Source organism: Flavobacteriales bacterium (genome assembly GCA_030584065.1).
Classification (GTDB): domain Bacteria; phylum Bacteroidota; class Bacteroidia; order Flavobacteriales_F; family PHOS-HE28; genus PHOS-HE28.
In genome coordinates this window covers 2042063-2052232 of record CP129489.1, presented here as the reverse complement: position 1 = coordinate 2052232, position 10170 = coordinate 2042063, and the positions used below count along the sequence as shown (strand labels likewise).

2 protein-coding genes are annotated in these 10170 nt (G+C 67.2%); both read right to left on the bottom strand.

What is annotated here, in order from left to right; all coding sequences use genetic code 11:
• Window positions 1–90: 90 nt before the first annotated feature.
• On the bottom strand, window positions 91–5583 hold the full coding sequence (locus tag QY325_08825; GenBank protein WKZ64870.1) for a proprotein convertase P-domain-containing protein: 5493 nt from the start codon (window positions 5581–5583) through the stop codon (window positions 91–93).
• A 368-nt stretch (window positions 5584–5951) separates the two neighbouring features.
• The gene (locus tag QY325_08820; protein WKZ64869.1) at window positions 5952–10067 is read right to left on the bottom strand and encodes a T9SS type A sorting domain-containing protein; all 4116 of its coding nucleotides are present in this window, start codon (window positions 10065–10067) and stop codon (window positions 5952–5954) included.
• Between the last annotated feature and the right edge of the window lie 103 nt (window positions 10068–10170).

Sequence of the window (10170 nt, the reverse complement as noted above, 5' to 3'; positions counted from 1 at the left end):
CCGCGCCCGGCCTGGGCCAAGCCGGTCTGCGCTGCCACCAAGCAGGGACGGCGCCCTGCTGGGCGCCGTCCGATGCGGGGTGGGTATTGCCTACCGTTGGATCACCAAGCGCTCCACGATCTGTCGATCGCCGGCGGTGACGCTCACCATGTACAGCCCATTGGCGAGCTCGCCGTTCAACGCCAGGGCGGTGTTCACGAAGCCGTCCTGCACCGCGATGGTGCGAGCGGCCACGCGCTTGCCGAAGGCATCGAAGATGTCCACGCTCACCGTCTGCACGCCCTCGGCCACCGCGCTCAGGCTCAGCATCACGTGGTCACCTTGGTTGGGGTTGGGGTACATGCGCAAGGTGCCGGCGGTGGCGCTGCCGGAGTCCACGTCCTGCTCGGCCAGGGCGCTGCTGCAGGTGGTGGTGAGCAGGCACACATCGCCCCACAGCGCTCCGCCATGGCACCAAGTGGCGCCGCCATCGAAGCTGGCGCGCACCTCCACCTCGTAGGTCTTGCTGCACGCCAGGCCGTTGGTGTTCACCCAGTACTGTCCGGCGGCGCTGGTCTTCACCAGCTCGAAGCCCTCTGCCGGGATGCGGAAGCGGAACTGGTAGCGGTTGGCGTTCACCCAATTGCAGTTGGCATTCATGCGGCGCACGGGGCGGGCATGCACCAGGCTGGCCTGGCCGGTGCCCAGCGGCCGCAGCTGGCCGCAGGAGAGGAAGGCGTTGTCCGGGATGTCCATGAGCTTGGTGCGGGGGCATTGCGCCAGCGTATTGTCCGCCATGAAGCGGCAGGCGGCGCCCCAGGGCAGGTAGTTGCCGGCGATGCGGCCGCGCACCTTCACGTTGTAGAGCACGCCCTCCTGCAGCTGGTTGCCGCTCCAGCCGTTGATGAGGAAGTGGCAGGCGCGGGTGGGGCCCGCCGGCATGCCGTTGCTGGTGGCATGGCTCTGGAAGCGCTTGAAGCTGTAACCGCCGTTGGGGTCGAACCACCACATCTGGTAGCCGCTGGTGCTGGCGTTGGCGCCGCCGTATTCAGCGCTCACGGCCGCATTGCCGTTGGCCACCACGTATTCGCCGCCGCAGGGGCTGGTCTTCCAGTCGAGCCGGTCGCAGCTGGTGAAGATCATGCGGTCGGTGCCCAGCGGCAGGCAGAAGCCCTCGCCATTGGCGATCTGGCTGGTGTAGCCCGCGGTGAAGCCGCCGTTGCCGAAGGCATCGCGCCGGTTGTCGATGATGCGCTTGTTGTCCGCATCGCGCAGCGCGTATCCGCCGCCGGCGATGCCGTCGCCGCCATCGTCCAGCACCGCCAGGTAGTAACAGCCGTCGGGCAGGCAGGTGCTCATGTTGAATCCCGGGCTGGGGGGCAGCAGGCCGCCGCCGCTCTGCACCAGCGTGTTCGTGCCTTGCTGGCGCAGCTCCCAGGTGATGTCGCTGAGCCCGTCGCTCTGGAACTCGACATTCATGGCGTTGGTGCACGGCACCGGCACGCAGGCGCATCCGGCCACCTGGCCCAGCGTGTAGCCCGCATCGGGGTTGGCATCGCAGATGTCGCCGTTCTGCAGGCCGGCCAGCAGCGGGCAGGGGTCCACGCAATCGGCCAGGGCGTCGCCATCGGTGTCGCTATCGGGCACGCCGCAGCCGCAGATGCCGGGCGCGGTCTTCGCCGGGTCGTTGGGGCAGCCGTCCACGCAATCGGCGGCGAGGTCGCCATCGGTGTCGGTGTCGGGCACGCCGCAGCCGCAGATGCCGGGCGCGGTCTTCGCCGGGTCGCTCGGGCAGCCGTCCACGCAGTCGGCGGTGAGGTCGCCGTCGGTGTCGGTGTCGGGATTGCCGCAGCCGCACTGCCCGGGCGCGGTCTTCGCCGGATCGCTGGGGCAGCCGTCAACGGCGTCGCAGGTCAGGTCGCCATCGGTGTCCTGGAAGGTGCCGGCGCAGGCGCAGCCGGGGCTCCAGGTGTCGTTGATGGTGCAGGCATCGCCGTCGTTGCACGGGGTGCCGGGCATGGCGGAGCCGCCGAGCACGCCCTGGCAGTCGATGGGCAGGAAGTTGAGCCGCACGAAGCGCAGCGCGCCCAGGTCGAGCGAGGCGGCATCGCAGACCTTCAGGATCCAGGTGCCGTTGGGGTTGCCCGTGTTGAAGCCGGTGAGCGGCTGCTCGGGCGCGTAGTTGCCGGTGACGTTGTTGGAAGCGGGGATGGAGGACAGCGCCGCACCGCCCGCGACGAGGCGGAACAGGTTGGCCGGGCAGCCGGTTGTGCTTCCGAAGTTGTCATTGCTGCCGCCGCGTGCGTTCACCAGCTGCACCTCCTGGCCTCCGGGGCTCACCAGGCTGATGCGCAGGTCGCTGCGGTAGGTGTGGGTGATGATCAGCTCCACGCTGCTCAGGCCCACGTTGGTGCCCAAGGCGTTGGGCTGGCCGCTGATGGTGATGCCGGCATTGAGGTAGGTGCTGCTGCCGCAGCCGTTGTCGGCGATCGCCAGGTTGTTGCCGCAGGCGCCGTTGCCGATGGGGGTGGGCGCGTTGGTGGTGGTGAAGAGGATGCCCGCGCTGTTGGTGCTGTAGTCACCGCCGCCGCAATCGCGCCGCACGAAGTAGCGGTACTGCGTGTTCGGCGCCAGGCCCGTGATCAGCGCCGGCGACACGCTGGCGCTGATCACCGTGCCGTTCAGCCCCGGCGTGGGGCCAGCGCCCGGTGCGGTGAAGGTGGCCGCCGGCCCGTACTCCACGAGGTAGTTGCCGGGAGGGCCGGAGAAATTGGCGCCCGCCTGGCTGTTGGTGATCCCCGTGGCCGCCGCCGCGGTGGGCGACGGGCAGGTGAGCAGCTGCCACTCCAGCGTGTAGGTGCCCGTGCCGCTGCCGTAGCCGTCCTGGATCCACCATACGCGCTGGGTGCTGCCCGTGGTGTTGGTCCATTCCACCCAGGCCACCTCGCCGCCGTCGTCATCCACGCAGGCGATCACGGTGCTGCCGGGGCAGGCACCGCCGTAGCGCACGTAATGCTGTGAATCATAGTTGTTGGCCTGCTGGCGGATGCGGAGCTGGTTCCCGTCGGGCACGTCGATGAAGTAGATGGCATCGGCCGCCGTGTTGCCGCTCGCGGTGCCGCAGGCGAAGCTGAAATCGGCCGTGCGGCCCACGGTGGTGCCTGGCAGGGGGCTGGTCTCCGCGGCGAGGTTCAGCGCGTTCACGCAGTTCTCCGCGCTGGGGCAGCCCGGCGCATTGGTGAAGGATCCGAAGTTGCGGTTGCAGAGCGCATCGGTCTCGTGCAGCAGCCACACGTTCACCGCATCGCCCATCGCGAAGGGCCCGATGGTCTGCACATCGTAGTCGAGCAGGCCGGGGATGTCCGTGGGCGGGCCGCCGTTCACGGTGTAGCGCAGCGTGGTGGTGGACGCATCGCCCGTGAAGAGCACCTCCGCATCGATGGTGAAGCTGTACGCGTTGCAGTCGGTGTTCACCGTGATGACGGCATCCGGGTCCACGCAGCCGGCGGTGCATTCAGCCTCGAAGACCCAGGGGCTTTGCTGCCCGCTGGCGCAGCTGTTCGATCCGTCGCTGTCGATCTCCAGGAAGAGCTCATCGCCCGCCGAGGTGCCCGACACGCCGAACAGGTCGGTGAAGCTGCCCGTGAGCTGCGCGATGGGGGGTGCGTTGTTGTCGCTGCCGCTGTAGGCGCGGATCACATCGTTCGGGTCCATGGTGCCCGAGACGAAGCTGAGGGTGATGGTCTCGAAGGGGTTGCTGGCAATGAAGTGGAAGGTGCGCGTGTCGCCGTTGCGGTAGCAATGGGAGAGCGTCTGGCTGGTGCCGCAGGCGATGGGGATGGGGCAGTTGGAGTAGAGCGTGGCCTCCGCTGCGCCGCAATTGCTGATGCCGTTGTTGAGGGAGCAGGCCACCTCGCTGCCCACGGCGAAGGGGCCGATGGTGGTGATGCCCAGCGGCAGGCTGTTGAGGGCGAAGGGCGTTCCATCCACGGTGTACACGAGGTGGGCCGTGGTGCCGGCGCCATAGCCCGTCACGTTCACCTGCACGCTGAACTGGTTGCTGCCGCAATCGTCAACGGGCGTGAAGGTGGCCGTGGGCGGCGTGCACAGGTTAACGCGCACGTAGCGCACGGCGCCTGCGTCCTGGCCCACCGCGTCGCACACGCGCAGCGTCCAGGTGCCGGTGGGGTCCTGGCCGTTGTGGAAGCCGCTGAGCGACTGGCTGGGCGCCCAGGTGCCCACGTTGGTGCTGCTGCCCGCCACGCCGCTGAGCGGAGCGCCGCCGTCCTGGAAGGTGAAGAGGCCGCCCGGGCAGGCCGCGGCGTTGCCGAACTGGGTGCCGCTGCCGCCGGCCGCGGCGGTGAGCAGGCCCACCTCGGTGTTGTCAGGTGCGCGCAGGAACATGCGCAGGTCGCTGCCCCAGGTGTGGCTGACGATGACATCCACGCTCCGCACGAAGACGTCGGTGCCCAGTGCGGTGCCGGTGCTGGAGAGGCAGAAGGGGACCGACGTGTAATTGCCGGTGCCGCAGCCGTTGTCGGGGATGGGGTGCGCGGCGGCGCCGTGGCAGGTGCTGCCCTGGTCCGTGAAGTTGAAGCTGCCCAGGCCCAGGTTGCAGAGGCTGTTGCCGTTGTGCACCACCGTCACCGTGCGCGGCGATCCGAAGGGGATGCCACTGACCGTGTAAGTGCCCGGGCCCACGTTGCTGTGCACGTTGGTGCCCGTGGGCGATTGGATGGTGACGCTGGGCGCATCGCCGATGCCGGTCACGTTCACCTGGATGCCGTAGGTGCCGGTGGCGCAATCGGTCACCACGCTGGCCGTCGCGCTCGGGGCCGTGCAGTTCACGGGGGTCCAGGTGTAGGTGAGGCCGCTGCTCCAGCTCTTGGCCGGGCTGGCGCTGGTGAAGCGCATGGCGCTGGTGTTGGCGGTGCCGGCCAGGCTGGTGGCCCAGTTCTCGCTGCCGGTGCCCACCAGGCGGTTGTTCACGTCGGTGGCGAAGGCGTTGCTCGGGCCGCGCAGCCCCACCTGCGGCTGCTGCGCCGTGCTGTTGGCCGGGCCGCTGGCGAAGGGTCCGTACACGGTGCGGATCTCACCGGTGGCCGTGTTCAGCCGCACCTGGAAGGAGAAGGATTCCGAGAGGCCGAAGAAGCTGTAGCGCCTTAGGCCGCGCCACTGCACCACCACCTCGTTGCCCACCGTCTGCCACCGCACGTCGCGGGTGCCCGAGGAGGCGTTCACGAGGTCGGCGCCGAAGGCCGAGATGCAGCGCTGGTAGGTGGCGGTGCTGCTGAGCGGGGTGTAGTTATTGCCGGCGGGCGCCGATCCGAAGGTGATGAAGCCGTTGGTGGAGACGTACAGCTGGGTGTACGCGGTGCCGTTGAAGGTGAAGGCCGGGATGGTCTGCGCTGCCGACACGTTGTCATCGAAGGTGGTGGCCCAGAGCTGGGTGCCGCCGGTGATTGCTGTGAAGGTGCCCGGGGATTGGCTGAAGGCGTACATCGAGGCCACCTGGGCGCGGGCAAGGGCTGGAGGTACCAGCAGGGCCATCAGGAGCAGCAGCCGCAGAAAGGCAGCAGGCCAGGTAGGGTTGGCGTGGTGCATGGAAGGAAGGTGTTAGGGGGATGGGTGGGCTTTCGGTCTCCCAACCGGCTCGGACGGGTTCCCCACCGGCGCGGCTTGCAGTCCGCTTCCGGATCGGTCGACTCAGAACGCCTGTTCGGCGACGTATTCTGGTGAATCGACGATCGAAACTAGCGGGGCAAGATGACGATTGTCAAGTTTTTCTATCGACGAATAATCAACAGTTTCATATGAATATGCATTTGCCATCGACGAAAAGCCTTGCGGACCGCCCGGGCTCCTGCCGGTCCGTTGCGCTGCGCAAGACGAGGCAGGTGCCTGGGCCCCAATGCAGCGGCCCCCACCGTTTCGGGTGGGGGCCGCGCACAAGGGGTCGGTTCAGCCGAGGCTTACTTCTGGATCACCAGTCGCTCGGTGTAGCTGTCGGCACCGGCGGTGATGCTCACCATGTAGAGGCCGTTGGCGAGCTCGCCGTTGAGCTCCAGCATGGTGTTCACGAAGCCGTCCTGCACGGGGATGGTGCGGGCCGCCACGCGCTTGCCGAACACATCGAAGAGGTCGATGCTCACCGTCTGCACGCCCTCGGCCACCGCGCTCAGGCTCAGCATCAGCTGGTCGCCCTGGTTGGGGTTGGGGTACATGCGCAGGGTGCCCGCAGCGGTGCCCGTGCTGGTGCCCTCCTCAGCCAGTGCATTGCTGCAGGTGGTGGTGAGCAGGCACACATCGCCCCAGGGATCGCTGCTGTGGCACCAGGTGGCGCCGCCATCGAAGCTGGCGCGCACATCCACCTCGTAGGTCTTGTCGCACTGCAGCCCGTTGGTGTTCACGAAGTACTTGCCCAGCGCGCTGGTCTTCACCAGCTCGAAGTTCTCGGCGGGCAGGCGGAAGCGGAACTGGTAGCGGTTGGCGCTCACCCAGTTGCAGTTGTTGTTCATGCGGCGCACGGGCTTGGCATGCACCAGGCTGGCCTGGCTGGTGCCCACCGGGCGGGTCTGTCCGCAGCTCAGGTATTGGTTGCCGGGGATGTCCATGAGCTTGGTGCGGGGGCATTGCGCAGCGGCGTTGTTCACCGTGAGGCGGCAGGCCGGTCCCCAAGGCAGGTAGTTGCCGGCCACGCGACCGCGGACTTTCACGTTGTACACCACGCCCTCCTGCAGCTGGTTGCCGCTCCAGCTGTTGAGCTGGAAGTGGCAGGCGCGGGTGGCGCTGGCGGGCAGGCCGTTGGAGGTATTGTGGCTCTGGAAGCGCTTGAAGCTGTAGCCGCCGTTGGGGTCGAACCACCACATCTGGTAACCGCTGGTGGCGTTGCTCACGCCGTACTCGGTGCTCACGGCCGCGTTGGTGTTGGCCACCACGAACTCGCCGCCGCAGGGGCTGGTCTTCCAGTCCGTCTTGTCGCAGCTGGTGAAGATCAGGCGGTCCTGGCCCAGGGGCAGGCAGAAGCCCTCGCCATTGGCGACCTGGCTGGTGTATCCGCTGGTGAATCCGCCGCTGCCGAAGGCATCGGTGAGGTTGTCGATGATGCGCGCGCCGCTGTTGATCTTCAGCTGGTAGCCGCCGCCGGCGATGCCGTCTCCGGCGTCATCGGTCACCACCAGGTAGAAGCAGCCGTCGGGCAGGCAGGTGGCCTCGCTGTAGGCGGGGGTCTCGGGGTAGATGCCGCCGCCGGCCTGCACCAGGATGTCGGTGCCCTGCTGGCGGAGCTCCCAGGTGATGCTGCTCACGCCATCGGGCTGCCAGATCAGGTCGAGGTCGGTGGTGCAGGCCTGGCCCGCGCACACGCAGCTGCCGTTGAGCACATCCAGCACCGTGTTCGGGTTGCTGTCGTCGCAGGCATCGCCCTGCTCACCGGGGGTGGTGGGGCAGTTGTCGTCGCAGTCGGCGATCAGGTCGCCATCGGTGTCGTCCACCGTGGCGGTCACCGTGAGCGCGATGTTGCCCGTGCTGGAGAAGCTGGAGTAGCTGCCCACCGAGATGTAGTAGAACGCACCGGGGGTGGAGTTCCAGGTCACCTGGCTCTGCACGCCGCAGAAGTCGTCGTTGCAGATCACTTCAAGCGGGGTGAGGCAGTCGCCGCTGAACACGGCGATCTCGGTGTCGAAGTTGGAGCCGGCGCAGGTGCTGGCGGTCATGGTGCCGCAAACGCCCTCCACGCGCCACCACACGTTCTTGTAGGGGCCGGTGCACACCGAGGCGGGCACATCGTCCGTGGCCAGGCTGTTGTTCACCACCGGGCTCGCGTACGGATAGCTGCTCACGTTGATCGCGTTGGCGCAAGCATCGTTGGCCGGCGGGCAGTTGTAGGAGAGCCCCGTCAGGGTGAGGTTGCAGATGCCGCCGTTGTCGTGCACCAGGGTCACCACCACCGTGGTGCCGCTGGGGTAGGGGCCGATCTGCGTCACGCCCAGGCCCACACTGGTGGGCTCGGCATCGCCCACGAAGTCGGTGGTGATGTCCAGGTCGCTGCTCGTGCCCAGGTCGGTCACGTTCACATCGATGAAGAACTCGTTGGTGCCGCAGCTGGGCACCGCGGTGCGGGTGGCGGCAGGCTGGCAGGGTTGATTCACCTGCACATCGAAGGTGCCCGTGGTGATGTCGTCCGTCCACACGCGCACCCAGTAGGTGTTGCCGCTGGTGAGGCCCGTGTGGGTGTAGGTGGTGCCGCTGGTCACGCCCGGGTTGCAGGCGATCTGCGTGCCTCCGCAGGCATCGTAGAGGGCATAGCCCAGGTTGCTCGCGGTGTAGAGGTTGAAGGTGATGAGGTTGGTGCCCGCAGCGCTGGCCGTGAAGGAGTAGAACACATCGGGCAGCGTGGCGAAGGCGCTCTCGCAGGTGGGGTTGCCCACCGTGGCGGCGGCGCAGGTGTTGGTACCGGCCGTGGGGGCGGCATCCACCGTCAGGGCCGTGGCGCTGGCGCACACGTCATTGCCCGGCACCGGCAGGCACAGCGGCGCGCAGGTGATGTTGAGGATGAAGTTGCCCGTGGCGCCGGGGGTGCCGTAGCCGTGCACGAACACGTAGTAGTCCGTGCCGCTGTTGGCGTTGAACTGCACGCGGCTGCGGAAGCTGCCGGTGGTGCAGGCGGGGGTCATGTCATCGTTGGCCGTCACGCAGGTGAAGGCGCCGCAGCTGCCGCTGTACACGGTGAGGCGGGTGTCGTAGCCGGTGCCGCTGGCATCGCAGGTGGTGATGGTGTACTGGTTGTCATCGCCCACGATCCGGTACCACACGCCGCCCTGGGGGCCTTCGTTGCCCGCGCCGCAGTCGCTGTATTCAGCATCAACGGTGGCCAGGATGGTGGAGCCCGTCACCGGCGTGCTGGCGCAGGCGATGGTGATCGCATTGCTGCAGGCATCGTTGGGCGGGGGAGCCGCCAGCGTGGTGAAAGTCTGGCCCGCGCTGTTGGGGCTGAAGGTGGTGTTGCCGCCATCGCAGTCCTGACGGACGAAGTAGCGGTATTGGGTGCTGCTGGCCAGGCCGCTGATCAATTGCGGGGCCGTGGCGCCGGGGATCACCGTGCCATTGGGACCGGCGGTGGCGCCGCTGCCAGGGGTGGTGAAGGTGGCCGCAGGGCCGTATTCCACGATGAAGGGACCGGTGCCCGTGCAACCGGCGCAGGTCCAGTTGGCCAATGCGCTGCCGGTTGTGATGCTCGTGGCAGCGGAAGAGGTGGGCGCGGTGCAGGCCGCCGGGCAGTTGATCTGGAAGGTGTGGGTCATCGCCCCCGTATTCTCCGGATCCAGCATGATGTACACGGGAACGCCAGCCGTCCAAGAGGGAAGGTTGACCGTTGCCGCAGCGTTCAGGTCATCAATGCAGGTCCAACCGGTGCTGGTGCATCCATCAGAGGCCAGCTTCCAGAAGTAATCCACATAGCCACCCGTAGCGGCCGTCACCTGCAAGGCGTGGGCTCCGGTGACGCTGGGGGTGAAGGTGTAGAGTTTTTCCTGTCCCGGGGTGCTGAATCCACAGGTGCCAGGGCTCCAAGAGCCCGCGCCCGTGTGCGAGGAAACCGTGCTCACCCCGCAGGCGGAGATCGTCGGGATGGTGGCACAGGGATCCCACGGAGCCGCGCTGGAATAGCTCAGCGTGGTGTTGGCGGAGAGCGTATTGCAACTGAAATTGGTGAGCAGGATGGAACGTGTGGAACTGGCTGTTTCCACATAGGTCACCGTGGATTGTGTACCGCAGCCGTCGTCGTTGCTGGCCAGGACCGTGCCTCCAGTGGCGGTGGAATACAGGCGGAGGTAGGTGTCACCACCTGAACCACAGTTCTGGAACGTATAACTCGTGCCAGCCGTAGTGTTGAACGTCCAATACGTGCGGGTGCCTGATGCTCCAACAACTGTTTGAACGGTACCTGTCGGTGTAACAACACCTCCATTCGTGACCGTGGCATTACAGAACTGGGCCTGCGCAGCATTGGCCTGAAAGAGGCCGCCCAGCAGCATCGCCGCAGGGGCCCACCAGCGCGTTCGCCTGATCATCTTGTCTCGACTCTTCATGTCTCTCTTGTTTTGGTTAAGGGTTCCAGCATTCACTGCGGCGTCCGTGCCGCTGTACGAGGGCAAGGCCGGGGAGGCCTGGTGGCGGTGCGCTGCACGGGGC